The following is a 26,142-nucleotide window of genomic DNA, read 5'->3' as shown; positions in this document are numbered from 1 at the left end:
GGCGCCGGGGCACGACGACGAACGCCCGCCTCCGACGACGAACGCCCCGGGCCGCACAGACCCGGGGCGTTCGCCGTCATCCGTCAGGCGCTGTGCCGCCGGCGCAGGCGCGTCACCAGGAGCACGACGGCTCCCAGCAGGACGAGCGCTCCCGCGACGCCGCCCGCGATCACGGCCGAGGCCGCGTCGGAGCCGGTCGAGGCGAGGCCCGAGCCCACGGTCGCGACCGGCGCGGCACCGGAGCCGGCACCGGAGCCGCTCGGCGCGGCCGCAGCCTCCAGCACCACACCCGTCACCGCGGTGCGCAGGGCGCCGTCGGCCGACAGACCGTTGATCTGCAGCGTGTGCGGCCCCGCCGGGGTGCTCGCCGGGATGCTGTAGGTCGCGGCGAAGGCGCCGTCGCGGTCGACGGTCGGCTCGCCGAGCAGCACGGGGGCGCTGAACAGCCAGAGGTCGGCCGTCGAGCCCGGCTTGAAGCCGCTGCCCGAGACGTGGACCGCTCCGCCGTGCTGGATCACGATCCGGCCGTTCGCGTCGGTCCGCACGCCGTTCTCGTCGTCGGCGCTGATGCGGAGGGTGTAGCCGTCGCCCTGGATGGTGAGCACGCCGTCCTGGTACGAGGTCTTCACCGTCACCAGCTCGCCGTCGATGTACATCCGCGTCTGGCCGGGCTCCAACTCCGGGAGGACCTGGCCGCCGTCGCCGGGCAGCAGCACGGGCGAGACGGTCGCCTGCACCGTGCGCACGTCGGTCGCGGCGCCGGGGCCCGCGGCGGTGACCGCGCGCATGGTGAATGCGTAGTCGGTGCCGTTGTCGAGGCCGCGGACCACCAGGGGGCTGACGCTCGCGTCGAACGCCGTCCAGGTCTTGCCGCCGTCCAGCGAGTACTCGTAGCCGGTCACCGGCGTGCCGCCCGTGCTGGCCGGCGGGGCGAAGTCGACGGTGAGGGTGTGGTTGCCGGGCTTCACCGAGACGACGGTGACCGGGGAGGCCGCGGTGCGCGGCGTGGTGGACGCCGGGTCGCTCGCGGCTCCGGTGCCCTCCGAGGTGATCGCGCTGACGCGGAACCGGGTGTCGGTGCCGTTCTGCAGGCCTGTGACGGTGGCGGAGGTGTCGGCCGAGCCGGTGTCGGCCACGGCCTCCACCCAGGTCGTTCCACCGTCCGTCGAGGTCTCGATCCGGTAGCCGGTGACGGCCGCGCCGCCGGTCCAGTCCGGCGCCGTCCAGGTGAGACGGGCGGAGGCGTCGCCGGGGGCGGCCTGGAGGCCGGTCGGGGCGTGCGCCGTACCGGCCACGGCGACCGTGATCGCGACGGAGAGCTGGGCCTGAGCCTGCTTGCCGTCCGCTGTGACGGTCACCGCGAACGCGTCGGTGGCGCTGACGAGCGTGCGGTCGATGGCCGCCGCGTCGGGCTCGAAGCGGTAGGCGCCGGTCGTCGAGTTCACGTACAGCGTGCCGGAGGCGCCGGCCTTCGCGAGGTCGTACCCGGCGACGGCCGAGCTCGCCGACGCTCCGGTCACGCCGTAGGTGAAACCGGTGCTGTCGGGGTCGGCGGCCGAGAGGGTGCCGGTCTGCGCGGCGAAGGTCTCCGGGGCCGCCTCCGTGTTGGTGAAGGCGATGGCGGCCGGGGTGTCGATCGTCGGCGCGTCGTCGACGGGGGCGATCTGGACTCCCGGCTGGATGTTCGTCCCGGTCTTGCCCGTGGTGTCCTTGACGGTCACGGTGAGCGTCTGCGGCGTGGTCGGCGGGTTGTCCGACGTGCTGCTGAAGAGCAGGCGGCGCGCGATCTCCTGAGCGGCGGCGTCGTTGGCCTTGGTGCCGTAGACGCGCACGTTGTCGATGCGCAGGGAGGCGCCGGCGGCCCGGCCGCAGCTGAAGTCGAAGGTGCCCGAGACGAAGACGAAGCGGTAGTTGCCGTTCTTCGGAATGGCCGCGTTGACCGTCGCCCACTCCGTGTTGCCCGCCTCGGTGCCGGTGGCGTCGAGCACCGGCGTCGTGGTGCCGTCGTCGGTGTTGAGCACGTAGCCGAGCACGTCGTACGCGTCGTCGCCGTAGAAGGCGCGCCAGTCGAAGTAGATCTGGTCGCCCTGCGAGGCCGGGAACACGTCGCTGTACACGGCCGGCCCGTGCACGACGTCGCAGCCCTGCGTGGTGGTCATCCCGGAGGACGACAGCGACAGGCTCGAGACGCCATCGGTGGCTTGGCTGTTGTCGCGCGTGACGGAGAAGGTGCCGGGCCGCTGCGGCGCGGTGTTGTCCTGGTTCGTCGGCGCCCCGTAGGGCGCGGCGCCACCGGAGGGGTAGGTGCCCGTCTCCAGCGACGGGAAGCCGGCGAGGTCGGTGACGCCGAGGTCGATCCGCTGCTCCACCGGCGTCCAGCCGGTGATCCCGTCCTCGAAGCTCGAGTTCGAGAACGGGCTCGTGAAGTTCACCCGCAGGTGGCCGTTCGTGCCGTCGATGTTCTCGTCCACCGACCCGATGACGTCGGCCGTCGTGCCGTTGCCGCGGTACGCGACGCCGCCGACGATCGAGATCACTCCGCTCGCCGTGCTGGGCGCCGCGTCACTGCGCAGCGAGAGCAACGAGGAGGCGGTGTCGCCGTCGATCTGGAAGTCGATGTACCCGCCGCCGTAGGTGGAGGGGCTGCCGGCGTCGCTCGTGATGGTCACGTTCTGACCGATGGGCACCGGGGAGCCCTGCTCGGTGTACGGGACGGGCGTGCCGGTGCCCCCGACGACGGGGGCGGCGCTCGCGGCGAGCGGCCACGCCGAGGTCAGCAGGGCCGCGGCGCCGACGGCGGCGAGGAGGCGCCGGCCGAGTCGGGGGCGGCGGGCGGCGTGGGAGGGGGCGCCGGTTCCGGGCAGGGCGGATCCGGGCAGGGGGCGGGGTGTCATCTACGACCTCGGGCGGGGGTTCGGGGTTCGGGAGGTGGGAGGGACCCCACGCGCGCCGAGAATATCCATGCCGACGGCTTCGAGCGCCGACGGGTACGGCTGGGCGCCCACCCGTTCGAGGGACGCCGCGCCTTCCCGCTACCGGCGACCGTCGCGCGCCGCGACCAGCTCCACCACGCGCCGGCGGCTGCGGATGACGGCGTCCAGCGTCGACCCCCGGAACTCGTCCAGCCCGATCACGAGGGGCGCCGCGGGAGGCACCAGCGCGACGAATGACGGCCAGTCCAGCTCACCGTCGCCGACCGCGACCTGGTCCTCGTTGACGCCGTCGAGCGGCCCGTCCTTGAGGTGCACCGCGAGGATCCGCCCGCCGAGGGCGCGGATCGTCGCCGGCACGTCGACGCCCGCGATCGTGGCCCAGTACGGGTCGAACTCGACGCCGACCGACGGGCCCACCCGCTCCATCAGCGCGAGCAGGGCGGGGCGGCCGTCGACGGCGACGCGGAGGTCGTCGTCGTGGTTGTGGAAGGCCACCCGCATCCCGAGCGGTGCTGCCAGCTCGGCGGCGCGCTCGAGGTCGTCGGCGATCCGGCCCACCGCGAGGCGGCCGTCCGGCTCGTGCCAGCGCTCGGCCGGGAAGGAGGGGTGCATCACCAGCGTCGCCCCGGCCTCCGCCGCCGCGTCGATGGTGCGCGGCAGCTCGTCGCCGAGCAGCTCCCCGTGCACGGTCGGCGTCGTGATGCCCGTGCGCGCCAGGGCGGGAGCGAGCTCGGGCAGCGTGCGGGAGACGTGGAACGGCTCGACGTGCTCGAAGCCGGCCGCGGCGAGCGCGTCGACGACCGCGTCCCAGCCGCGCTCGGCGATCTCCTCGCGGACGCTCCACAGCTGCACCGAGATGATGGGGTCGGAGATGATGGGTTCGGTCATCGCTTCCTCGCTTCGGGTCGTGCTCTCTGCTGGTCGCCGTCGGCGGCGCCCAGCAGTTGGGTGGACAGCGTCCGTCGCAGCCACTCCTGGAACCGCTCCGGCCCCCACTGCTCGGTGACCACCAGCTCGTTGTAGACGCCACTCGCCGCGAGGGCGCGGTAGATCGCCTGCGCGTCGGCCAGCGGCAGCACCAGCGACGACTCGACCGAGGCGATCAGGCCGTCCATGACGCGGTTGCGGCCGCGGAGCTTGGAGCGCAGGAGGCTCTGCGTCTCGGCGTCCTCGTCCATCGCCGCATCGAGGATGCGCACCACGTCGAAGTCCGTCGCGTACAGCGTCGTCAGCCAGCGCGCGGCCCCCGCGACGCGCGCGGTCGCGTCCGGCTCCTCCAGGATCTCCTTCGCCAGCTCCCGCGCCCTGGCACGCTCCAGCCAGCGCTCGCAGATCGCGTTGAGGATCTCGCGCTTGGCGCCGTAGACCGCGTACACCGTGCGGGTGCCGACCCCGGCCTCCCGCGCGATGGCGTCGATGCTGGTGACCGCGTAGCCGTCGCGGGCGAAGAGGGTCTGTGCCGCCAGCGCGATGCGCAGCCTGGTCGCCTCGGCCTGCTCCTGCCGGTACGACGACGGCTTCTTGACCTGCGCATCCACGAGGTCGATACTAGTCATGCACTCAGTGCAGTGTTACTGCATCGAGTGCAGACACCATGCAGTACGAAGGAGTCATCATGGTTCAGACACAGATCCATCCGCCCGCCCTCCGCATTATGGAGCGCATGCTGACCGAGGGCTTCGCCGCCGGTCGCACGGAGGTCGTCGACGAGCTGTGCTCCCCCGACATCGTGGAGCACCAGTTCGACCTGGCCGGCACCGGCGCAGAAGCGCTCGGAAAGCTCAAGGCGTGCATGACGGCCGTGCACGCGGCGTTCCCCGACCTCCGGTTCACCGTCGAGGACTGGACGCAGACCGGCGACCACGACGACGCAGCACCCACGATCTGGGTGCGCGCCAGGGGCGCCGGGACCAACACCGGTCCCTTCCTGGGCGCGCCGACGGGCCTGCCCGTGCAGTTCACCGTCTTCGACGTCGCGCGCATCGAGGAGGGCCGCATCGTCGAGCACTGGGGGGTGCCCGACCGGTTCGAGGTCCTCGTGCGGACCGGGAGGGTGGCAGCCGGGCCGCGCTGAGCGGGGCGGATTCCCAGGCGGGCGGAGCGGCCCTCCGGTACGATCGATGCCACAAGGGGAGTACTCCCGCCCGCAGCGAGCCCGTCAATACGGCTGCGCCATCGCAGCCCGGGCCGCTGGTCCCGCAGCTGTTCCGGCGGGGTGGAGGAGACCTTGGCAGGTCGTTCCGCCTACCCCTTGGAGTCCCGGTGCAGGTCACCCCGCTCATCTGGATCGTCACGATCGCCGTGACGATCGCCTTCTTCGTCTACGAGTTCTTCGCCCATGTGCGCAAGCCGCACGAGCCCACGATCGGCGAGTCCGCCCGCTGGTCCGCCTTCTACGTCGGCCTGGCGCTGCTGTTCGGCGTCGGGGTCGGCGTGGTGTCGGGCTGGGACTTCGGCGGTCAGTACTTCGCCGGCTACCTGACCGAGAAGGCGCTGTCGGTCGACAACCTGTTCGTGTTCCTGCTGCTGATGTCGGCCTTCGCGGTGCCGAAGGCGTACCAGCAGAAGGTGCTGATGATCGGCATCCTGATCGCGCTCGTTCTGCGCGGCGCGTTCATCGCGGTCGGCGCGACGCTGATCGACAACTACTCGTGGATCTTCTACCTGTTCGGCGCGCTGCTGCTGTTCCTCGCCTGGCGCCAGGCGTTCGGCTCCCACGACTCCGACCCCAGCCAGGGCACGGTGATGCGATTCGTGCGCCGCCACCTCCCCGTCACGGAGGAGTACCACCGCGACCGGCTCACCGTCCGCATCGACGGCCGCCGCTTCGTCACCCCGATGCTGCTCACGATCATCGCGATCAGCCTCATCGACGTCGTCTTCGCGGTCGACTCCATCCCGGCGATCTACGGCCTGACGAGCGAGGCCTACCTCGTCTTCACCGCGAACGCCTTCGCGCTGATGGGCCTGCGCCAGCTGTTCTTCCTGATCGGCGGGCTGCTCCAGCGCCTCGTCTACCTGGCGCAGGGCCTCGCCGTCATCCTGGCGTTCATCGGCGTCAAGCTGGTGCTGCACGCCCTCCACGTGAACGAGCTGCCTTTCATCAACGGCGGCGAGCACATCGACTGGATCCCCGAGATCCCGACCTGGTTCTCGCTGGCCTTCATCGGCGCCACGATCGCGGTCGCGGCGGTGGCGAGCCAGCGGAAGACCAAGGGGAAGGGCGAGGGCAAGGGCGAGGTGGAGGCTGCGCCGAGCGAGCAGGCGGAGGTCCCGGCGCGCCCGCACGGCGAGCACTGAGCCGGCCGCGGTCGGTAGGGGCGGGCCGGGGCCGCTCCTACCGCAGCCGCCCCGGCCGCACCCGCACGGGCGCCAGCCACGCCGACACGATCACCGCGGTGATGGAGCCGGCGCAGATGATCGACGCGAGCACCACCACCTGGAAGCGGCCGGCCTCCAGCGGCGACACTCCGCCGAAGATCGCGCCGACGAACGCCCCGGGCAGCGTCACCAGCCCGGTGGTCCTGGTCTGGTCGACGCTCGGGATGAGGGCCGAGTACACCGCGGTCCGCGCCTGCTCGAGCGTCGACTGCCGGGGGGAGGCGCCGAGCGCGAGCCAGCCCTCCACCTCGTCCCAGTGATCGTCGACCGCCTCCGTGAACCGGCGGCCCGTCAGGGTCGCGATGCTCATGGCGTTGCCGATGACGATGCCGCCGACGGCCAGCGCGTACCGCGCGCTGAACTCGATCGCCCCGGTGGCGAACACGATCGTGAACGTCACGACGACACCGGTCGCCATGGCGGCAGCCATCATCGCCGCATGGTCGACGGACCAGCCGACCCGCCGGGTGGCGGTCGCGGCTGCCACCCCGAACATGACGAGCAGCGCGAGCGCCACCCACACCGGGCTCGTGATGACCCCCGCGAGGATCACGCTGATGACGGCCAGCTGCGCGGCCCCCTGCAGCACCGCGAGCAGCGGCGCCCACCGATGCGGCACGCGGTACGCCGAGAGCACGGCCGTGGCGAGGAGGGCGAGCAGTGCGACGCCGAGCAGCGTGGGGGCGAGCTCGCGGACGATCGGCACGGGGACGAGCCTACGCACCACAGCCGGTGACGCCGGGACGGCTACCGGCTCGTGTTGAAGACCGCGATCGTGACGAAGATCCCGGCGATCAGCTCCAGCGCGATCATGATCGCTGAGATGACGATCGCCACGGTGGCCAGCCGGGTGTCGGATCGTGCTTCATGCGCGCGGTTCCGTGCGATGAGGCCCAGGATGAGCCCGACGATCGGGAGGAGGAAGGCGAAGACGATCCCCGTGATCGCCAGCCCCCTGCCAGAACCCGCGGACGTCTGCTGCACACCACCATCAGCACTCATGGTCCTCCGATCAGCACCGAGCGATCACTCGGCGGGCTACCATGCCGCGTTTCGGGGGAAGGGTACCACCGCGCTCACGGCCTGGGGAGGACGGAGCGGAGGGCGTGGGATTCGAACCCACGAGACATTTCTGCCCACCAGTTTTCAAGACTGGCTCCATCGGCCGCTCGGACAGCCCTCCTGGCGCCGAAGCACCGGCGTCGCCCGCGAGTCTACCGGGCGCTGCCTCCACACATCCGGAACGACGAGTTGACGCAACACGCCGCCTGGCCGGGCGGCCAGGCGGCGTGTTGTGACGAATGGATGCGGGCTACCCCTCGAACGGCTTCGAGCAGGTGACCTGCGCGGCCGTCTGGCCGTGGACCTCCGACGGGAGGGTCACCGAGCCGGTGCCGTCCGTCGAGCCGGTGCCGCCGGAGGCGTCGGTCGTCGGCGCCTGCGTCGTGGCGTCGGTCGGGGCCTGCGTGGCCGGCGTGGCCGGCGTCGCCGGGGCGCCCGGCGTCGCGGCGTTCGGGTCGGCCTGCGAGCCGACGCCGGTGTCGCCGGTGAGCGTCACGGGCTGGTCGTTGCGCAGGGCCGCCATCAGGGTGTCCGCGTCGTCCTTGCTGGGGGCGACCCCGTCGCCCTCGTAGTGGTTCGGGTACTGCACGAACACGACCTTGCTGATGTCGACATCCTTGAGCGCCATGGCCATGGAGGCGATGGTCGTCACGTTGTTGAGGCTCTCGGAGAGCTGGATGTTGCTGGTCGCCGCCTTCGCAAGGCCGTAGACCTTGACCGGGTTCGAGAGCGTGTCCGCGCTCTTGATGGTGCGGACCAGCGACGACATGAACACCTGCTGGTTGCTGATGCGGCCGAGGTCGGAGCCGTCGCCGACGCCGTGGCGGGTGCGGAGGAACGCGAGCGCCTGCGCGCCCTGCAGCGTGTTCTCTCCGGCCTTCACGGCGAGGCCCGTGTACGGGTCCTCGATGTCGCCCGCCACGCAGACGTTCACGCCGCCGACAGCGTTCGACATCTCGATCACGCCGTCGAACTCGATGACGCCGGCGTACGGGATGTCGAGCCCGGTCAGCTTCTCGACCGTCAGCACGGTGCACGCCAGGCCGCCGTAGCTGAGGGAGGTATTGATCTTCTGCCGGCTCATCGCGTCGAACGAGCCGCCGTTGGGGTCGGGGCACGACGGGATGGGCACGTACATGTCGCGCGGGAAGCTGACGACGGTCGCGTTCTTGTGGTCCGCCGAGACGTGCAGCAGCATCGTCACGTCGTTGAGGGTCTCGCCCCGCTCACCGTAGGCCGCGTTGCCGCCGCCCGAGTCGCTGCCCGCGAGCAGCACGTTGAAGGCGCCGTCCATCGCGCCGATCTTGGGGGTGCTGACGTTGCCCTTGGCGTCGACGAGCTTGACGGACGGCTTGAAGCTGGTGGCCACGTCGTATGTGGCGTAGGCCGCGACGCTCGCGGTGCTGATGCCCACGACGGCGACCGCGGCGGCGAGGATGCCGAGGATGGTCTTGAACGGATGATGCTTCTTGAGGCGGCCGTGGCGGGCCACGGAGGGTCCGGCCGACTTCTCCTGCGCACGCGTCTGCGCGCGGGTGGGCATCTCGCTCATTCACTTCCTTCCGGCGGGAGACATGGTGGTGGCGCACGCAAGAAGTGGGCGCACGCCGCGCAACAGCCTGCCAGGCGACCCTGGCAATGCTCTCAAAACGCGTCTCACAGGGTGGCGTGGAGGCCCTCCAGCACCTCCGCGAGCCCGTCGTCCAGCACGGTGCCGACAGACCGCGTCGCGACGGCCTTCACCTCGTCCGGCGCCTGTCCCATCGCGGCGGACAGGCCCTCGGCGCCCGCCCACTGCAGCATGTCGAGGTCGTTCCGGCCGTCGCCGACGGCGACGAGGTTCGCGCGCGGGATGTCGAGCGCGTGCCGCACCCGCTCCAGCGCTGTGGCCTTGTTGACGCCCTCCGGCGCGATGTCGAGCCAGGCGGTCCAGCCGATCGCGTAGCTGACCTTGTGCAGCCCCATCCGGTCGACGATCGAGAGGAACTGCTCCTCGTCGTGCTGCGGCGACACCACGACGACACGGGTGGCGGGATGCCGCGTCAACTCCTCGAAGGTGACCTGCTCGGCATTCACCAGCTCCCAGTCGCTCATGCCCTCGGTGTAGCGGCGGAACCCGGTCGGATCCTCGACCATGAAGCTGCCGCGCGGGAGGTGCGGACGGATGGTCTCCAGCACCTCCGTGGGGTCGAACGTCTCGATGAACTCGCGCCGGTAACCACCGTCGACGGTGTCGTCGCGCCGCATCGTCAGCGCGCCGTTCGCGCACACGACGAAGTCGCTGCGCAGGCCGAAGCGCTCGTGGATCGGATGCGCCGTCTCCCAGCTGCGGCCGGTGGCGAGCATGACCTCGTGGCCGGCGTCGCGCACGCGCGCCACAGCCTCCACCACCCGCTCGGAGACGCTCTCGTCCTCGTGGATGAGCGTGCCGTCGACGTCGAGCGCGATCAGGAGGCGGCCGTCGCCGCGCGCGTCGGTCACTTGGCGACCGGCTCGAGCACCTCGAGCCCGCCGAGGTAGGGGCGCAGGGCCTCCGGCACGCGCACCGAGCCGTCCTCCTGCTGGTGGGTCTCGAGGATGGCGACGAGCCAGCGCGTCGTGGCGAGCGTGCCGTTGAGGGTCGCGACCGGCGCCGTCTTGCCGCTCTCCGTCCGGTAGCGGATGTCGAGGCGGCGGGCCTGGAAGGTCGTGCAGTTGGAGGTGGAGGTCAGCTCGCGGTAGCGGCCCTGGGTCGGGATCCACGCCTCCACGTCGTACTTGCGCGCGGCGCTCGAGCCGAGGTCGCCGGCGGCGGTGTCGATGACGCGGTAGCTGAGGCCCAGCGCCTGCATCATCTCCTCCTGCCAGGCGAGGAGGCGCTCGTGCTCGGCCTCCGCCTCCTCCGGGCGGGTGTAGACGAACATCTCGAGCTTGTCGAACTGGTGCACGCGGATGATGCCGCGGGTGTCCTTCCCGGCCGAGCCCGCCTCGCGGCGGTAGCAGGTGGACCAGCCGGCGTAGCGCAGCGGCTGGTCGACCTCGATGATCTCGTCGGAGTGGTAGCCGGCGAGCGCGACCTCGCTGGTGCCCGTGAGATAGAGGTCGTCGGCCGGGAGGTGGTAGACCTCGTCGGCGTGCGCGCCCAGGAAGCCGGTGCCCTGCATGATCTCGGGCTTCACCAGGGTCGGCGTGATCATCGGGATGAAGTCGTTGGAGACGGCCTTGTCGAGCGCCATGTTCATGAGCGCGAGCTCGAGCCGGGCGCCGATGCCGCGCAGGTAGGAGAAGCGGGTGCCGGAGACCTTGGCGCCGCGGACCATGTCGATCGCGCCGAGCAGCTCGCCGAGCTCCAGGTGGTCGCGGGCCTCGAAGCCGAAGGACGGGATCTCGCCGACCTCCTTGAGCACGACGAAGTCGTCCTCGCCGCCGGAGGGGACGCCGTCGACGATCGGGTTGCCGATGCGGCGCAGCACGTCGTTGAAGCGGGTCTCGGCCTGGTTGGCGGCCTGCTGCGCCTCCTTCACCCGGCCGGCGAGCTGCTGGGCCTGGGCGACGAGCGCCTGCTTCTCCTCTTTGGGGGCCTTGGCGACCTGCTTGCCGAAGGCGTTCTGCTCGGCGCGCAGCTCCTCGAAGGCGGTGATCGCGGAGCGGCGCTCGATGTCGGCCTGCAGGGCCTCGTCGACCAGCTGGACGGAGTCGCCGCGGGCCTCCTGGGAACGGCGGATGACGTCGGGGTTCTCGCGGAGCAGGACGGGATCGATCACGTGCCCCAGCTTATCCACCGCGGCTGCGCGACCGGTCAGAAGACCGCTGCCCCTGGGCGGAGCGCGTTGGCGGCGGCGACGCGCGCGGCGAGCGCGAGGGCCGCCTCCAGTCGCTCGGCCGTGTCGTGCTCGTCGTCGGCGAGGCCCGCGACCAGTCCGGCCAGGAAGCAGTCGCCGCTGCCGACCGGGAAGAGCCCGGGTTCGGCGACGGGAGGCTGCGCCACCTCGTGCCCGTCGGCGGTCGCCGCCGACGCCCCGGCCTCGCCGTCGGTGACGACAGCCACCCGGGCGCCGAGAGCGACCAGCGCGCGGGCGCCCTCGATCGCGGAGCCGGCACCCGTGAGCTCGGCGGCCTCGGCGCGGTTCACCTTGACCAGGTCGGGAGGAGCGAGTCGCAGCAGGGCGCCGAGCGCGGGTCCGTGGGTGTCGAGCGCGACGCGCACCCCGCGGCCGCGCGCCTCCGCGAGCAGCCCGGCGAGGGCGGCCGGGTCGAGGTCGCGCGGCACGGCGCCGGAGACGGTGAGCCACTCCCCCGGCCGCACCGCCGACAGCCGCTCGCCGAGCTCGGCGGTCAACCGCTCCGGCGGCAGCCCGACCTCGTGGACGAGCTCGTAGAACTCGGTCAGCCGGCCGGCGCCGGTGTCGCAGGCGGTCACGCAGAGTCGCGTCTCGGCTCCCGTGGGGATGACGTCGGCCGCGACGCCCGCGTCCGCCAGCAGGTCGCTCACCAACGCGCCCACGTGCCCGCCGAGCGGCACGATGGCGCGGACCGGACGCTCCAGCAGCGCCAGCGCGCGGGCGACGTTGAGCGACTTGCCTCCTGCCGACTTGAGGACGACCGGCGGACGGTGGATGCGGCCGGGCTCCACGTGGTCGAGCACGTAGACGACGTCGAGCGCGGGCGTCAGCCCGAGCGTGTGGATGGTCACCGCAGCGCGCCCGCCACGGCGTCGGTCAGCTCGGCGCCGGTGGCCTGCGCCCCGATGCCGCCGAGCCCGCGCACAGAGAGCGACCCGGCCGCGGCCGCCCACCGCAGCCGCTCCTCCTCGTCGGCGATGCCGCCCACGAGCGCCGCGAGATAGCCGGCGTCGAAGCTGTCCCCGGCGCCCGTGGTGTCGACGACGTCGACCGTCAGGCCGGGGGCATGTGCGACGAGGGAGCCGCGCTCGTACGCTCGGCCGCCCTCGGCACCCGCCTTGACGACCACACGGCAGCCGAGTCGTGAGATCGCGGAGGCGGCCGCGTCGAGGCCCTCCGGTGCCGTGCCGCTGTCGTCGAGGGCCGTCGCGACGGCGAGCGCCTCCTCCTCGTTCGGGAGGAACACGTCGACGCGCGGGAGCACCTCGTGCAGACCGGTCCAGCGCTCGGCCGGGTCCCAGTTGGTGTCGATGCTGACGGTGACCCCGCGCTCGCGGAGCCCGTCGAGCAGCCCGGGCAGCGCGGCGGCGAGGCCGGGCTGGAGGAAGTAGGAGGCGATGTGCACGTGCCGCGGCCGCAGCCGGTCCACCGCATCCAGGGCGGCGTCGGCGGTCAGCGCCGGGATGGTCCCCGGCAGCGTGAGGATGGCGCGGTCGCCCGGCTCCGAGAGCACGACGGACAGTCCGGTCGGCCGGTCGGGCGACACCTCGATCGCCGAGACGTCGACCCCGCGCGAGCGGAGCGTGTCGAGCATGAACTCGCCGAACCGGTCCGCGCCGACGACGGCGGCGAGCGCCGTCCGCACGCCGAGGCGGGCGAGACCGCAGGCGACGATCGCGGCGCTCCCGCCGAGCAGCATGTCGGCCGAGTCGAGCAGCTGCTCCGCCTGCCCGAAGCGCGGCCGGGTGTCGCCGGTGAGCAGGAGGTCGGGGTTGGCGTCCCCGATCACGAGCACGTCAACGAGCGCGTCCACGAGTGCGTCGGCCCCGCTCATCCCTTCAGTCCCGAGAAGGTCATGGTGGCGATGAAGTGCCGCTGCGCGAACAGGAAGAAGAGGATCAGCGGCAGCGTGGCCACGACGTTCCCCGCCATGATCAGGCTCCAATCGGTCTGGTGCGCGCCCTGGAAGTTCGCGATGCCGAGCTGGAGGGTGAACGAGCGCTGGTCGTTGATCGCGATGAGCGGCCAGACCAGGTCGTTCCACGCCCCGAGCAGGGTGAAGATCGCGAGCGTCGCGAGCGCCGGCCGCGCAAGCGGCAGCACGATGCGGAAGAAGATCTGCCAGCGGTTGCAGCCGTCGACCGCGCCCGCCTCCTCCAGCTCCGCCGGGAGGGAGAGGAAGAACTGCCGCATCAGGAAGATGCCGAAAGCGGTGGCGAGCCACGGCACGATCGCGGCGCCCAGCCCGTTCAGCAGCCCGAGCGTGGCGAACAGGATGTAGGTCGGGATCATCAACAGCTGGGTCGGGATCATGATGGTCGCGAGGATCATCAGGAACCCGAAGTCGCGTCCGGCGAACTTCAGCCGGGCGAAGCCGTACCCCGCGAGCGAGCACAGCACCAGGTTGGAGATGATCGCCACCCCCGAGACCACGATCGTGTTGCCGAGCCACAGCAGCACGTCCGTCGTCGTGAACAGCTTGATGTAGCCGTCGAGCGTGAAGGTCGACGGGATGAACGGCGGCGGGAACGCCACCAGCTCCTTCGCCGGCGAGAACGACGCGAGGGTCATCTGCAGGAAGGGCACGAGGAACAGCACCGCGATCGGCAGCAGCACGAAGTGCCAGCCGCTGAACGGCAGGCCTCGGCGCCGGCGTCCCTCCGGCCCGGATCGCGGCGGGGCCGCGGCGACCTGCTCCGACGAGTCCGCGATCCGCTCGAGCACGCTGTCGGACATCAGAACGCCTCCGATCCGCGCCGCCGCTGGTACACGACGACGACGATGGTGATGATCAGGGTCGCGGCGAAGAGCACGTAGGCCGCTGCCGACCCGTAGCCGAACTCCAGCGACCGGAACGCCTTCTCGTAGAGGAAGTAGACGATCGTCTTCGTCGCCCCCAGCGGCCCGCCGCGCGTCGTGGTGTAGACGAGGTCGAACAGCTGGATCGCCTGGATCGTCTGCCAGATCGTCACGAAGACGGTCACCGGTGCGAGCTGCGGCCACACGATCCGCCAGAAGGTCTGCCACCGGCTGGCTCCGTCGATGCGGGCCGCCTCGATGATGTCCTGCGGCACGTCCTGCAGCGCGGCGAGGTAGATGACCGTGGTGAAGGCCGCCGACCCCCACAGCGACATGATCGCGATGACGAGCATGGCCTGCTTCGGGTCGTCGAGCCAGCCCTGCTGCGGCAGGCCCAGCACGCGGAGCACGTTGTTGACCAGCCCGAACTGGGGGCTGAACAGGTACGTCGAGAGGATGCCGGTCGCCGCCGCCGAGGCCACGAACGGGACGAAGATCGCGGTGCGGTAGAACGCCATCCCCCTGATCCGCCGGTTCAGCGCCACCGCCAGGAACAGCCCCGCCAGCACCGACGCGGGCACGAAGAGCACGGTGTAGCCGAGGGTGTTGCCGACCGCACTCCAGAACTCGTCGTCGCCGATGAGCTCGGTGTAGTTCTGGGTGCCGACCCACTGCGCCTCGCTGAAGCCGTCCCAGCTCTGGAACGACAGCACCAGCGCCCACAGCGCGGGGAAGATCGACAGCCCGAGCACCACGACCATGGCCGGTCCGACGAAGCCCCAGCCGGTCAGCGTCGAGAGCAGGCCCGACCGGCGCCTGGCACGCCGGATGGTGTCGGTGTCCCGGCCCGGCCGGCTCCCGGCCGGGCGTACGGCGGTGTCCGCCATCGCGTCCCCCGCCCTACTTGCTCAGCTGCTTGTCGGCGGCGGCGGCGGCCTTGTCGAGGGCCTCCTTCGGCTCGCCGTCGCCCTGGAGCACCGCCGAGATGGCCTTGGCGATCTCGACCGAGAGGGCCGCGTAGCCCTTGGTGGTCGGTCGGGCGTTCTTGACGTTCTCGGCGTTCTTCACCAGCACGTCGTAGCCGGGGTACTCCTGGTTCTCCTTCTCGACGGCGGCAGAGCCCGCCTCGGAGGAGCGCAGCGGGAGGTTGCCCAGCGCCACGTTGAACCGCTCGTCCTGCTCGGGCGAGGTCAGCCACTGCGCGAACTGGGTGGACCAGTAGGCGCGGTTCTTATCCTTGTGGTCGAACAGCGCCCACAGGTCGGGGCCGGAGACCGTCTGGTGGTCGCCGTCGACGCCCGGGAGCTGGACGACGCCGTACTTCGTGCCGCCGGTCTTGAGGTCGGTGAGCTGCCAGGGGCCCGAGGTGATCATCCCGATGCGGTCGCTCACGAACAGCTGGCCGAACTTGAGGTCGGTCTGGTCGAGGTAGACGCTCTTGTCGTCGACGGCCATGGACTGCAGGAAGCTCAGCGCCTTCACGCCCTCCGGGGAGGCGAACGCGGCCTTCGAGTCGTCGTCGCTGAGGATCTGCCCGCCGTTCTGCCACAGGTGCGGCCAGAACTGCCAGGTCGTCTCCTCGCTGCCGGACACCGAGTAGCCGTAGCCGTAGACGTGGTTGGCCGGGTCCGTGAGCTTCTTGGCCGCCTCCCGGAAGTCGTCCCACGTCCAGTCGTCCGTCGGGTAGGCGAGGCCCGCCTTGTCGAACAGCGTCTTGTTGTAGAAGAGGCCGATGTTGTCGACGACGGCCGGGAAGCCGATGACCTTCTTGCCGGTCGGCTGGGCGGTCTTGCGCGCGGCGGCGGTGAACTCGTCCCACTTGACCTCGGGCTTCTTCACCTCGTCCGAGAGGTCGAGCGTGCGGCCGGACGACTCCAGCTCTCCGGCCCACGAGCCGAACGCGTACGAGATGTCCGGGTACTGGTTGCCGGCGAACCCGGCCGACAGCTTCTGGAGGAGCTGCTCGGTGGAGGAGGCGCCCGGCGACACGTTCACGGTCACGTTGGGGTGGTCCTTCTCGAACTCCTTCGCCAGGTCCTCGATGAGCTTCTCGGCGGTGTCGGCCTGGCCGGACCAGACCTGGATCGTGACATCGGCCTTCTTGTCGAGGGTCGTCGCGCCCTGCGAGCCGCCGCAGCCGGTCAGGGCCACGGCGAGGGCGCCCGCCGTGAGCAGGCCGATGCCGCGCACCGCCTTCGCTGCGCGGGATCGGCGTCCGGGGAGTGGAGTCGTCATCGTCGGTTCCTCTTCTCTCGTTCGGTGCTCTGGTCCTGGCGGGCTGGTGGGGTCAGCTCAGCACGATCGAGCGGGTCAGGTTGCGCGGGGTGTCCGGGTTGAGGCCGCGGTGCTCCGCGATGGCGACGGCGAGGCGCTGCGCCTGCACCAGCTCCACCAGCGGGTCGTGCGTGCTCGTCACGACGCGGGCCCCGGTGACGGCGATGTCGTCGACGATGCCTGGGGCCTCCTCGCCGATGATCCAGACCACCGAGGTGTCGCCGGCGACGGCCAGCGGGCCGTGCCGGTAGTCGAGTTGCGGGTACGACTCCGACCAGGCCTGGGCGGCCTCGCGGATCTTCAGCGCCGCCTCCTGCGCGAGTCCGTAGGTCCAGCCGCTGCCGAGGTAGACGAAGTGCGAGAGCGCGGCGGGGTCGAGCTCGAGCGGCTGGGACAGGGCGGCCGCCGCCTGGGCGGGCAGCCCGCCGACGTCGTCGCCGAAGGCGGCGCGGGCGAGGAGCAGGAAGGTGGTCGGGAAGCGTGTCTGCACCACCGACTCCTCGTCGGCGAAGTCGAGCAGCAGCACGTCGTCGGCGCGCTCGGCCACCGGGGAGTCGGCGACGCCGGTCACGGCGACCGTGCGCACTCCGGCGGGGATGCGGTCGAAGGCCTGGACCACCTCGGTCGTCGTGCCGGAGCGGCTCAGCAGCACGACGAGGTCGTACCCGCGCCAGGGCCACGGCTCGGAGGCGTAGGCCGCGTCGGTCTCGCCGAAGCCCGCCTGCTCGCGGAGCGCGGCGAACGACTCGGCCGCGAAGGCCGACGTGCCGCAGCCCAGGACCAGCACGCGGGCCCCGCGCGCCGTCAGCCGCGCGGTCGCGCGGTCGGCGAGCGTGTCGAGTGCCTGCTGCCAGATGACCGGCTGGCTGTCGATTTCGCGGGAGGTGAGTGTCACGTGGTGCTCCTGGTGTGTCTCGGAGGGGCCCCGGCCCCGGGATGCCCTTATCATTGGGCGGACACTGAGCGTTTGACAATAGTTTTGCCCGAAACGCTCACTTTGACTGCTCATTCGTTACAGAGAGGTTTCGGGATGACCACTGCCGGATGGCAGGAGCTGGCACAGCTGCGCCTGGCCGACTGGGCGCCGCGCAGCATGATGCGCTCGGCGGAGACGGTCGTCGAGCGCCCGGCAGCACCCGTCGTGGACGTGCACAACCACCTCGGTCGCTGGCTCAGCGATGGCGAGTGGATGATCCCCGATGTGCCGGCGCTGCTCCGGTTGCTGGACGACTGCGGCGTGCAGACCGTGGTGAACCTCGACGGGATGTGGGGCGAGGAGGTCACGGCCAATGTCGAGCGCTACGACCGCGCCCATCCCGGCCGCTTCCTCACCTTCTGCCAGCTGGAGTGGGAGCGCCTGGCAGCGCCCGACGGCGTGGCCGCGCTCGTCGCGTCGCTCGAGGACAGCGTCGCCCGCGGCGCGCGGGGCCTCAAGGTGTGGAAGAACCTCGGGCTCACCGTGCGCGACGCCGACGGCGCCCTGATCCTCCCGGACGACCCCCGCGTCGTCGCGGTGCTGCGGCGGGCCGGCGAGCTCGGGCTGCCGGTGCTCATCCACACCGCCGACCCGATCGCCTTCTTCGAGCCGGCAGACCGGCACAACGAGCGCCTGGACGAGCTCTCGGAGGTGCCGGAGTGGTGGTTCGGCGACCGCGACCGCTATCCGTCCTTCGACACCCTCCTCGACGCCCACGCAGCGCTCGCGCTGGCCTGCCCGCAGACCTCCTTCATCGGCGCGCACGCCGGCTGCGCCGCCGAGGACCTCGACCGCGTCGAGAGCCTGCTGGAGGCGGCGCCCAACTACACGATCGACACCGCCGGCCGGATGGCCGAACTCGGTCGCCAGCCGCGCCGCTTCGCACGACTGGTCGCCGCGCACCCCGACCGCGTGCTGTTCGGGACCGACATCTTCCCGATCACGGCGGAGCAGTACCGGCTGCACTACCGCTTCTTCGAGACGGCGGACGAGGGCTTCCGCTACGACCCCGCCGCCGAGATCCCGCCCCAGGGCCGCTGGGACGTCTCGGCACTCGCACTGGCGCCGGAGCTGCTGGAGGGCGTGTACGCGGGCAACGCGCGGCGGGTGCTGGGGATCTGAGGCGCGGAGTGGCGGCGCGCTACGCCGCCACCGGCTCCCGCACCACCGCGCAGAACGACGCGACCAGCTCCGCCATCGCCCGACGCGAGTCCTCGCTGTAGCGGCGCGGATCGACGGCGTCCGGCCGTGCCGCCAGCGCCGCGCGCAGGGCGGCGGTCGCGGCGACGTTGAGGGCCGTCCCGACGTTGACCTTGCGGATTCCCGCGGCCACGGCCTGCGCGATCGACTCGTCGGGGACGCCCGACGAGCCGTGGAGCACGAGCGGCACGGGGACGGCTGCGGCCAGCCGTGCGATCAGCTCCAGGTCGAGGGCGGCCGTGCGGTCGCGCATGGCGTGCGAGCTGCCGACGGCTACTGCGAGCGCGTCGACGCCCGTCGCGGCCACGAAGTCGGCCGCCTCGCCGGGGTCGGTCCGCACGCCGGGCGCGTGCGCGCCGTCCTTGCCGCCGATCGCGCCGAGCTCAGCCTCCACGAGCAGGCCGGCGTCGTGCGCGCGCACAGCGATCTTGCGGGTCGCGGCGACGTTCGCGGCGTAGTCGAGCGTGGAGGCGTCGAACATGATCGAGCCGACGCCGTACCGCTCCGCCCGCTCGATCAGCGTCTCGGCGAGAGCGCGGTCGGCGATGTGGTCGAGGTGGATGCCGAGCGGCGCCTCCGACGCCTCCGCCAGCTCCCGGCATGCGGCCAGCAGCGGCCACGGCGAGCCCCGGTAGGCGATCGCGTTCTCGCTCAACTGCAGCAGCGCGCCGGAGCCCGCGGAGGCGGCGCCGACGGTGACCGCCTCCGCGTGCTCCAGGGCGATGACGTTGAACGACGGGACGGCCGCGCCGTTCGTCGCCGCCGTCGCCAGCAGTCCCGCGGCTCCGGCGAGCGTCACAGCGTGCCGCCCAGCGCCTTCGGCAGCAGGTGTGCGTGCTTCGCGGTCAGCTCGTCGCAGAGCGCCCAGATCTGCTCGGGGGTGAGCGACGAGCTCGCGTTCGGGTCGGTCAGCACCGCGCGGCGCACCAGCTCGGGGTCGCCTGTGCGCGCGGCCTGGATCGCCAGCTCGGCCACCGACAGGTACGTGCGGTTGAGGGCGGCGCCCTGCACCGGGATGTCGCCAACGGCCTCCGGATGCACCCCGTCGGCGTCGACCCGGGCCGGCACCTCGACGACGGCGCCCTCCGGGAGGTTGCCGATCAGGCCGCGGTTCACGACGTTCGCGTGGATGGTGCGCTCGGTGCCGGTGAGCATCGAGTGGATGATCTGCGGCGCGTACTCGGTGGCGCTCTCCTCCAGCTCCAGCGGGAGGCCCTCGGCGAGCAGCCGCTTGGCCTGCTCGAACTCGGCGACGTTCTCCTCCGAGATGCCGACGTACTGCAGCGGCTCGATGCGGAAGCGCTCGATCTGCTCCGGCGAGCGCAGGAACCAGTCGAGGTACTCGGACGAGTGCTCGCTGGTCTCCGTCGGGTAGTAGCCGATGCGGCGGAAGATCTCCACGCGCACCCGGCGGCGCAGCTCGGGGTCGCGCTCGATCGCCTCCCGGAGCCGGGGGTACAGGTCCTCCCCGTCGTGCGACCACTCCAGCAGCCACGCCTGGTGGTTCACGCCGGCCGCGCGGTAGTGGGTGCCCTCCAGCGGCACGCCGATCAGCTCGCACAGGTCGTGCACGGTCCAGAACACGCTGTGGCAGAGGCCGACCGTCTTCAGCTCCGGCGCCACCACCGACAGCCACCAGACGTTCATCGCCATGGGGTTGGTGTAGTTGAGGAACCAGGCGTCGGGGCACAGCTCGCGCATGTCGTTCGCGATGGCGGTCAGAACCGGGAAGGTGCGGAGGCCGCGGAAGACCCCGCCGACGCCGGTCGTGTCGCCGATGGTCTGCAGCAGGCCGGCGGCGGCGGGCACCTCCAGGTCGACGCGGGTGGCGGCGATGCCTCCCACCTGGATCATGTTGATCACGAAGTCGGCGCCGGTCAGGGCGGCCCGGCGGTCGGCGGTGGCGACGATCTCGGCGTCGCGCCCGAAGCGGGCCGCCACCTGCTCGGCGGTGCCGCGGGCGACCTCCAGGCGCTCCCCATCGATGTCGTGCAGCACGATGCGCAGCGGAGGGAGGTCGTCGAAGCGGAACAGGTCGGCGAGCAGCTGGCGGGTGAACACGACGCTCCCGGCGCCGATGAAGACGATCTGAGGCATGGAGCGATCATCTGACAGCCTGTGTGATCCGCGCAACGAAATGAGCGAATCGCGTATAAAGTGTGCAGTGCCATTGATCGATTCGACCATTCCGAAGGGGAAGCGATGGTCGCCACCTCCACCGAGGCCCTGATCGCACGAGCGACCTCGGGCCGTCGCTCCCAGCGCCTGGCGCAGCTGCTCGACCTGATCGGCGAACGCGGCACCGTGAGCCTCACCGAGCTGTCGGAGACGCTCGGGATCTCGGCCGCGACCGTGCGGCGCGACCTCACCACGCTGGCCGACCAGAAGCTCATCCTGCGCACGCACGGTGGCGCCTCCGCTCTGGAGCGCGGGCGCGAGATCCCGGTCGCGCTGCGCGACACCCGGTTCCAGGAGGCGAAGCGCGCGATCGCGAAGGCCATGGTGCGGCGCCTGCCACCCGAGCGGCACGTCGTCGCCCTCAGCGGCGGCACCACGACCGCGAGCGTCGCCCGAGCCCTCGCCGACCACGAGGACATCGCCGTGGTGACGAACTCGCTCACCATCGCGAACCTCCTCTCGGAGTACGCGGGCGTGCGCGTCGTGATGACGGGCGGCTTCCTGCGCCGGCAGTCGCTCGAGCTGGTGGGCGCCCTCGCGGAGGGCACCTTCAACGCCGTGAACGTGGGCACCGCCATCCTCGGCGCCGACGGCATCACCGCCGCGAGCGGGGTCAGCACGCACGACGAGACCGAGGCCCGCACCAACCGCGCGATGGTCGCCAAGGCGCAGCGCACCGTGGTCGTCGCCGACGGGTCGAAGGTCGGGCGGGTGGCGCTGGCGCAGATGGCCAGCATCGACCAGGTGGCGATGCTGATCACCGACAGCTCCGCCGATCCCGACGAGCTGGCGGCCATCGCGGCGGCCGGCGTCGAGATCGTGATCGCCGACCAGGAGTGACGGATGCGCGTCGGACTGCTCGGCACCGGGCCGATGACCTCCGCTCTCGGCCGCCGGCTGCTCGACGCAGGGCACGGCGTGGTGATCGGCAGCCGGGAGCCGGAGCGGGCGGCTGCGTTGGCGGCTGAGCTGGCGTCGGAGCGCGGCGGCGGTGCCGCGGGTACGGTTGCGCGGCCCGTCGCGGTCGGCGGCGACCATCGCGAGGCCGCTCGCAGCGACGCGGTGATCGTGGCCGTCGCCGATGCTGTGGCGCTGGACGTCGTCGCCGCCCTCGCCGACGAGCTGGCGGACCGCATCGTCATCGATCTGGGCAACCCGCTCGCACCGGGCGACCCGCTCGAACCCGGCTACTGGGAGAGCCGCTTCGCCGGCGGCCCCTCCCTCGCCGAGCGCCTGGCCGCCGCGGCGCCCGGCGCGCGCGTGGTCAAGGCGTTCAACACCGTCTACGCCGAGCTGCTCGCGGGCGGCGGCCGCCCGCAGACCTTCATCGCCTCCGACGACGAGGAGGCGAAGGGCCGCGTGCTGTCCCTCGCCCGCGAACTCGGCACCGACCCCGTCGATGTCGGCCCTCTGCGCATGGCGCGCCATCTGGAGGCCATGGCCGGCTTCGAGGTGGCCATGGTCGCGCGCGGATACGGTCGCGCCGTGAGCCTGCGGCTGGCAGCGGAAGCGGGCGGCTGACCAGCGCGCCCCGCGCCCGGTAGCGTGAAGCCGTGAGCGAGCGGGATCGGGGCGGGGAGCCCGACACGGCCGAGCGGTCGGCACCGGCCGGCGGCGCTGAGAGGCCCGCCGTGCAGGGGCCCGTCGCGGTCGTCTGCAACCCGGTCCGCGTCGATCTGCCGCGCGTCCGCGCCGCGGTGGAGGCGGCGGCCGAGCAGGCCGGCGTCACCGAGCTGCTCTGGCTGGAGACAACGCCCGAGCAGGGCGGCCAGGCCCAGGTCGGGGAGGCGCTCGACCGCGGGGCACGGCTGGTGCTGGCGGCGGGAGGCGACGGCACCGTGCGAGCGGTGGCGGAGGCCGTGCGCGGCACCGGCGCGACGCTCGCCCTGCTGCCGGCCGGCACCGGCAACCTCCTCGCCCGCAACCTCGGCGTTCCGTACACGAGCGTGGAGGAGGCCTGCCGGATCGCCTTCGAGGGGGCGACCCGCAGCATCGACGTGGGGGTCGCCGTCGCCGAGGCCCAGGACGGCACCGTCTCCGAGCACGCCTTCCTCGTCATGGCCGGCGTCGGCATCGACGCCGCGATGATCGCGAACGCCCGCCCGGCCCTCAAGCGCCGGTTCGGCTGGGTGGCCTACGTCGACGCCGCGTTCCGCTCGCTGCCGTCGGCCACGAAGGTCCGCATCCGCTTCCGCATCGACGGCGGGCACGAGCGCTCGGCGCACGTCAGCACGATCCTGATCGCCAACTGCGGCACCCTCCCCGGCAACATGCAGCTGATCCCCGACGGCGAGGTCGACGACGGCCTGCTCGACGTCGCCATCCTGCAGCCGGCGTCCGTCTTCGGCTGGCTGGCCATCTGGCGCAAGGTCACCTGGGAGAACCGCGTGCTGCGCCGCAGCGCGCTCGGCCGCCGCATCATCCGCTTCACCGACCGAACGGTGCGCACGCGCCTGAGCTATCTGCGCGGGGCGTCGGTCAGCCTCCGCGTGGACGAGCCGGAGCCCTTCGAGCTCGACGGCGACGCCTTCGGCACCGCGGTCGCGTTGGAGGTGCGCGTGGAGGAGCGGTCGCTGCGGGTGAAGGTGCCGGGGTAGCCTTTCCTCCCCGACGCTCCTAAGTAAAGTTTATCTGCTAAACTTTACTTAAGACGGACGGAGGTGAAGGATGGGCACCGCCCTGACGTACGAGTCACGGCGCCTTCCGCGCGCCGACGAGCCGCTATACGCCTCACGGCGGCAGAACCTCCTCCGCCGAGAGCCATACACCGCCGCCATCCCGGCGCGGATCGCCGACATCGCGCTCGATCTCTCGCCCGACACCCTGGCCGAGGCGGACGACGCGTCGGCCGCACTCGTGCGCTTCGACAGCGAGACGACGCACTTCCCGGCGCCGTTCTCCGCCGTTCTGCTGCGCAGCGAGTCCGCGTCCAGCTCGCAGATCGAGCAGCTGACCTCGGGCACGCGCGCGATCGCCGAGGCCGTCATCGGCGAGCGGGCCGACGGCAACGCCCCGCTCATCGTGAGCAACGTGCGGGCGATGGAGGCGGCTATCGCCCTGGCGGACGACATCTCCGACGCATCCATCATCGCCATGCAGAAGGCGCTGCTCGGCGACTCCGCCCCCGACGCGGTGGGCCGGTACCGGGCCGAGCAGGTGTGGGTCGGCGGGAGGCTGCCGCACGACGCCTCCTTCGTCCCGCCGCATCACGACCGGGTCCCGGAGGCGATGGCCGACCTGGTCGCGTTCGCCCGCCGCACCGACCTGCCGGTCCTCGTGCAGGCCGCGGTCGCCCACGCGCAGTTCGAGACCATCCACCCCTTCCCCGACGGCAACGGCCGCACCGGACGCGCGCTGCTGCACGCGATGCTGCGGCACGGCGGCATCCTGCGCCATCTCGCGGTGCCCGTCTCCGCCGGCCTGCTGTCGGACATCGACGGCTACTTCGACGCGCTCACGGCGTACCGCCGGGGCGAAGCCGACGCGATCGTGCAGGTCTTCTCGTCGGCGTCGCTGCAGGCCGTCGACAACGCCAGGCGGCTGGCCGCGGCCATGGCGGCGCTGCAGGCCGGGTGGGACTCCCGGCTCACCGGTATCCGCGCCGACGCCGCGGCGCGATCCATCGCGACGGCGACGCTCGAATACCCGGTGATCAACCTGGCGACGGCGATGCGGGCGACCGGCGCGAGCAAGCCCGCCGTGACCAACGGGCTGGCGCAGCTGGTCGAACGCGGGGTTCTCGCGCCCGGCAACTCGAAGCGGCGCAAGCGCGTCTGGGTCAACCAGGAGGTGCTGGACGCGCTCGACGCCTTCGTGGCTCGGGCGGGCCGTCGCAACTACGCGGACTGAGGCCGCTACAACCCCTCCGGCTCCTCGCCGTCGCCCTCCCCTTCGCCCGCCGCCGCCGAGCGCCAGCCGACCAGGGCCGTGAGGAAGAGGAGGGCGACCAGGGTGAGCAGCCCCACCGTCACGAGCGGCGCGGCGAGCATCCATCCCAGCTGGGCGATCACGAGGGAGCCGACGTCGCCGCCCGGCGCAGGGCCGGCGTACGAGATGCTGACCGAGATGCAGTAGAAGACGATGCCGAGGACCACGAAGCCGGCGCCCACCAGCCAGAGGGCGAGCATCCAGCGGTTGCGGCGCGGTGAGATGTCGAGGCGATCGAGCAGGCCAGGCGCCGGAGCCGCGAAGACGACCGGGGCGCCGGCGGGAGCCGCCTCGGCCACGGCGGGCTGCTCGTCGTTCCCGCCGTCGAAGAAGCCGTCGCGGTCGTCGTACCGGGCACGGTCGTCGTCGCCGTCCCAGCGGCGTGGGCGGGCCGCGGCGGTCGACCGGGAGCCCGGCGCCCGGGTGCGCGTCCGCGCGACCTCGCCGGGCCGCGGGGTGTAGCCGCGCTGGAACGCGGGGTCGTAGCGCGGGTCGAAGCCGCCCGCGCGGGACACGTCCTGCTGCTCGTCGTCCGCGATCATGGTGCCCGCCTCTCGCTGCGCAGCCTACGCCTGAGCGGGGTCGTCGGCGCCGCCGGATCCGTCCGCCGGAGCGGCCTCGTCGGTCAGCGACGCGAGCCACTCCCGCGCCTCCGTGAACACCTCGTCGCGGTAGCGCTGGTCGAAGTCGACGCTCACCTTGTCGGCGCGCGGGTACGAGCCGAGGAAGATCACCGACGGGCTGAACCGGCGGAGGCCGAGCAGGGCGTCGGCGACGCGCTCGTCGTGGATGTGGCCGTCGGCGTCGATCACGAACCGGTAGCGGCCGAGGGCGTCGCCGATCGGCCGCGACTCGATCAGGCTCAGGTTGATGCCTCGGGTCGAGAACTGCTCCAGCAGGTCGAGCAGCGCGCCGGGGCGGTCGTCGGGCAGTTCCGCGACGAGGCTGGTCTTGTCGGCGCCGGTCGGGGCGGGCACGCTGCGGGAGGTGCTGACGAGCACGAACCGGGTGACCGCGTTCGGGTTGTCGCCGATATCCTCGGCCAGCACCTCCACGTCGAGGTGGTCGACGATGCCGGGCGGCGCGATGGCGGCGTCGGCGGTGCTCCCGTCGAACAGCGACGAGGCCGCGGCCACATTGCTGGACGCGGGGAGGTGGCCATGCTCGGGCAGGTGCGCGTCGAGCCACTGGTGGCACTGGGCGTAGGCGACGGGATGCGCGTTGATCGTCTTCACGTCGGCGAGCGCCGTCCCCGGCCGGGCGACGAGCACGAAGTTCACCGGCACCAGGTACTCGCCGACGATGCGGAGGCCGGGGACCGTCGCGAGCGCGTCCTGCGCGACCGAGACGCCGCCCTCGATGGAGTTCTCGATCGCGATCATGGCGGCCACGCTGCGTCCGGCTGTGACGTCGGCGAGCGCCTCCCCCACGTTGTTGACCGCGCGCCAGTGCTTGCCGCTCGCCTCGGGCACCTGCTTGAGCGCCGCCTCGGTGAAGGTGCCGGACGGCCCCAGGAAGCTGTAGACCTCGTCGACGGACGCGGGCAGCTCGGCGGTCGGTTCGGCGGGAGCGCTGGACATGCCGCTCAGCT

Annotated in this window: 25 protein-coding genes and 1 tRNA gene; 7 read left to right on the top strand and 19 right to left on the bottom strand. The window is 72.0% G+C overall.

Annotated elements, in window-relative coordinates; genetic code table 11:
• Positions 1–83 precede the first annotated feature (83 nt).
• The 3 genes from P5G50_RS04960 to P5G50_RS04950 all read right to left on the bottom strand — a co-directional run bounded on the left by P5G50_RS04960 (position 84) and on the right by P5G50_RS04950 (position 4,489).
• Positions 84–2,894 carry a fibronectin type III domain-containing protein gene (locus P5G50_RS04960; RefSeq protein ID WP_301210206.1) on the bottom strand — a complete coding sequence of 937 codons (2,811 nt, stop codon included), beginning with the start codon at positions 2,892–2,894 and terminating at the stop codon, positions 84–86.
• Positions 2,895–3,032: 138 nt separating this feature from the next.
• The gene (locus tag P5G50_RS04955) at positions 3,033–3,821 is read right to left on the bottom strand and encodes a sugar phosphate isomerase/epimerase family protein (protein WP_301210205.1); all 789 of its coding nucleotides are present in this window, start codon (positions 3,819–3,821) and stop codon (positions 3,033–3,035) included.
• The gene (locus tag P5G50_RS04950; RefSeq protein ID WP_301210203.1) at positions 3,818–4,489 is read right to left on the bottom strand and encodes a TetR/AcrR family transcriptional regulator; all 672 of its coding nucleotides are present in this window, start codon (positions 4,487–4,489) and stop codon (positions 3,818–3,820) included. The genes P5G50_RS04955 and P5G50_RS04950 overlap by 4 nt, the downstream gene beginning before the upstream one ends.
• Before the next feature lie 59 nt (positions 4,490–4,548).
• On the opposite strand from P5G50_RS04950, the gene P5G50_RS04945 reads away from it, so the two are divergent.
• Positions 4,549–5,007 (top strand): ester cyclase, encoded by a 459-nt coding sequence (locus P5G50_RS04945; protein ID WP_301210202.1) that lies wholly within the window; start codon positions 4,549–4,551, stop codon positions 5,005–5,007.
• A gap of 188 nt (positions 5,008–5,195) precedes the next feature.
• Positions 5,196–6,233 (top strand): TerC/Alx family metal homeostasis membrane protein, encoded by a 1,038-nt coding sequence (locus P5G50_RS04940; RefSeq protein WP_301210201.1) that lies wholly within the window; start codon positions 5,196–5,198, stop codon positions 6,231–6,233.
• Between the two features lie 37 nt (positions 6,234–6,270).
• Here P5G50_RS04940 and P5G50_RS04935 read toward each other — a convergent pair whose 3' ends face one another.
• The 12 genes from P5G50_RS04935 to P5G50_RS04880 form a co-directional block, all read right to left on the bottom strand.
• The gene (locus P5G50_RS04935) at positions 6,271–7,020 is read right to left on the bottom strand and encodes an ABC transporter permease (RefSeq protein ID WP_301210200.1); all 750 of its coding nucleotides are present in this window, start codon (positions 7,018–7,020) and stop codon (positions 6,271–6,273) included.
• A 41-nt stretch (positions 7,021–7,061) separates the two neighbouring features.
• Positions 7,062–7,316, bottom strand: a complete 255-nt coding sequence (locus P5G50_RS04930; protein ID WP_301210199.1) for a hypothetical protein — start codon at positions 7,314–7,316, stop codon at positions 7,062–7,064.
• A 96-nt stretch (positions 7,317–7,412) separates the two neighbouring features.
• Positions 7,413–7,497, bottom strand: a tRNA-Ser gene (locus tag P5G50_RS04925).
• A gap of 129 nt (positions 7,498–7,626) precedes the next feature.
• Positions 7,627–8,928 carry an LCP family protein gene (locus tag P5G50_RS04920; protein ID WP_301210198.1) on the bottom strand — a complete coding sequence of 434 codons (1,302 nt, stop codon included), beginning with the start codon at positions 8,926–8,928 and terminating at the stop codon, positions 7,627–7,629.
• Between the two features lie 104 nt (positions 8,929–9,032).
• Positions 9,033–9,857, bottom strand: a complete 825-nt coding sequence (locus P5G50_RS04915) for an HAD family hydrolase (protein WP_301210197.1) — start codon at positions 9,855–9,857, stop codon at positions 9,033–9,035.
• Positions 9,854–11,119: a serine--tRNA ligase gene (serS, locus tag P5G50_RS04910; RefSeq protein WP_301210196.1), complete on the bottom strand. Its 1,266-nt coding sequence runs from the start codon at positions 11,117–11,119 to the stop codon at positions 9,854–9,856. Before serS ends, P5G50_RS04915 begins: the two co-directional genes overlap by 4 nt.
• Before the next feature lie 35 nt (positions 11,120–11,154).
• Positions 11,155–12,048 carry a 1-phosphofructokinase family hexose kinase gene (locus P5G50_RS04905; RefSeq protein ID WP_301210195.1) on the bottom strand — a complete coding sequence of 298 codons (894 nt, stop codon included), beginning with the start codon at positions 12,046–12,048 and terminating at the stop codon, positions 11,155–11,157.
• Complete coding sequence (locus P5G50_RS04900; protein WP_301210194.1) at positions 12,045–13,031, bottom strand: carbohydrate kinase family protein; 987 nt, start codon at positions 13,029–13,031, stop codon at positions 12,045–12,047. The genes P5G50_RS04905 and P5G50_RS04900 overlap by 4 nt, the downstream gene beginning before the upstream one ends.
• Complete coding sequence (locus P5G50_RS04895) at positions 13,028–13,933, bottom strand: carbohydrate ABC transporter permease (RefSeq protein ID WP_301210193.1); 906 nt, start codon at positions 13,931–13,933, stop codon at positions 13,028–13,030. The genes P5G50_RS04900 and P5G50_RS04895 overlap by 4 nt, the downstream gene beginning before the upstream one ends.
• Positions 13,933–14,883, bottom strand: a complete 951-nt coding sequence (locus P5G50_RS04890) for a carbohydrate ABC transporter permease (RefSeq protein WP_301210192.1) — start codon at positions 14,881–14,883, stop codon at positions 13,933–13,935. The genes P5G50_RS04895 and P5G50_RS04890 overlap by 1 nt, the downstream gene beginning before the upstream one ends.
• Before the next feature lie 13 nt (positions 14,884–14,896).
• Positions 14,897–16,231 (bottom strand): ABC transporter substrate-binding protein, encoded by a 1,335-nt coding sequence (locus P5G50_RS04885; RefSeq protein WP_301210191.1) that lies wholly within the window; start codon positions 16,229–16,231, stop codon positions 14,897–14,899.
• Positions 16,232–16,283: 52 nt separating this feature from the next.
• Positions 16,284–17,165, bottom strand: a complete 882-nt coding sequence (locus P5G50_RS04880) for an SIS domain-containing protein (protein WP_301210190.1) — start codon at positions 17,163–17,165, stop codon at positions 16,284–16,286.
• 135 nt (positions 17,166–17,300) lie between these two features.
• Here P5G50_RS04880 and P5G50_RS04875 point away from each other — a divergent pair, with 135 nt between their 5' ends.
• Positions 17,301–18,368: an amidohydrolase family protein gene (locus P5G50_RS04875; RefSeq protein ID WP_301210189.1), complete on the top strand. Its 1,068-nt coding sequence runs from the start codon at positions 17,301–17,303 to the stop codon at positions 18,366–18,368.
• A gap of 19 nt (positions 18,369–18,387) precedes the next feature.
• Here P5G50_RS04875 and P5G50_RS04870 read toward each other — a convergent pair whose 3' ends face one another.
• On the bottom strand, positions 18,388–19,245 hold the full coding sequence (locus tag P5G50_RS04870) for a class II fructose-bisphosphate aldolase (RefSeq protein ID WP_301210188.1): 858 nt from the start codon (positions 19,243–19,245) through the stop codon (positions 18,388–18,390).
• Entirely contained in the window at positions 19,242–20,543 is a 1,302-nt protein-coding gene (gene melA, locus P5G50_RS04865) for an alpha-glucosidase/alpha-galactosidase (RefSeq protein ID WP_301210187.1), read from the bottom strand. Before melA ends, P5G50_RS04870 begins: the two co-directional genes overlap by 4 nt.
• A gap of 105 nt (positions 20,544–20,648) precedes the next feature.
• Here melA and P5G50_RS04860 point away from each other — a divergent pair, with 105 nt between their 5' ends.
• The 4 genes from P5G50_RS04860 (at position 20,649) to P5G50_RS04845 (ending at position 24,473) form a co-directional block, all read left to right on the top strand.
• A complete protein-coding gene (locus P5G50_RS04860; protein ID WP_301210186.1) occupies positions 20,649–21,464 on the top strand; it encodes a DeoR/GlpR family DNA-binding transcription regulator in 816 nt (271 codons plus the stop codon).
• Between the two features lie 3 nt (positions 21,465–21,467).
• Positions 21,468–22,145, top strand: coding sequence for an NADPH-dependent F420 reductase (locus tag P5G50_RS04855; protein WP_301210185.1), 678 nt, complete (start codon positions 21,468–21,470; stop codon positions 22,143–22,145).
• A 32-nt stretch (positions 22,146–22,177) separates the two neighbouring features.
• Entirely contained in the window at positions 22,178–23,221 is a 1,044-nt protein-coding gene (locus P5G50_RS04850) for a diacylglycerol/lipid kinase family protein (RefSeq protein WP_301210184.1), read from the top strand.
• A gap of 70 nt (positions 23,222–23,291) precedes the next feature.
• Positions 23,292–24,473: a Fic family protein gene (locus P5G50_RS04845; protein WP_301210182.1), complete on the top strand. Its 1,182-nt coding sequence runs from the start codon at positions 23,292–23,294 to the stop codon at positions 24,471–24,473.
• A gap of 5 nt (positions 24,474–24,478) precedes the next feature.
• Here P5G50_RS04845 and P5G50_RS04840 read toward each other — a convergent pair whose 3' ends face one another.
• Together P5G50_RS04840 and pheA are read right to left on the bottom strand one after the other, a co-directional pair.
• The gene (locus P5G50_RS04840; protein WP_301210181.1) at positions 24,479–25,093 is read right to left on the bottom strand and encodes a hypothetical protein; all 615 of its coding nucleotides are present in this window, start codon (positions 25,091–25,093) and stop codon (positions 24,479–24,481) included.
• Between the two features lie 24 nt (positions 25,094–25,117).
• Complete coding sequence (pheA, locus tag P5G50_RS04835; RefSeq protein ID WP_301210180.1) at positions 25,118–26,131, bottom strand: prephenate dehydratase; 1,014 nt, start codon at positions 26,129–26,131, stop codon at positions 25,118–25,120.
• Between the last annotated feature and the right edge of the window lie 11 nt (positions 26,132–26,142).

The sequence above is a fragment of the Leifsonia williamsii genome, from assembly GCF_030433685.1.
Taxonomy (GTDB): domain Bacteria; phylum Actinomycetota; class Actinomycetes; order Actinomycetales; family Microbacteriaceae; genus Leifsonia; species Leifsonia williamsii.
This window is presented reverse-complemented; position numbering and strand designations above follow the sequence as displayed.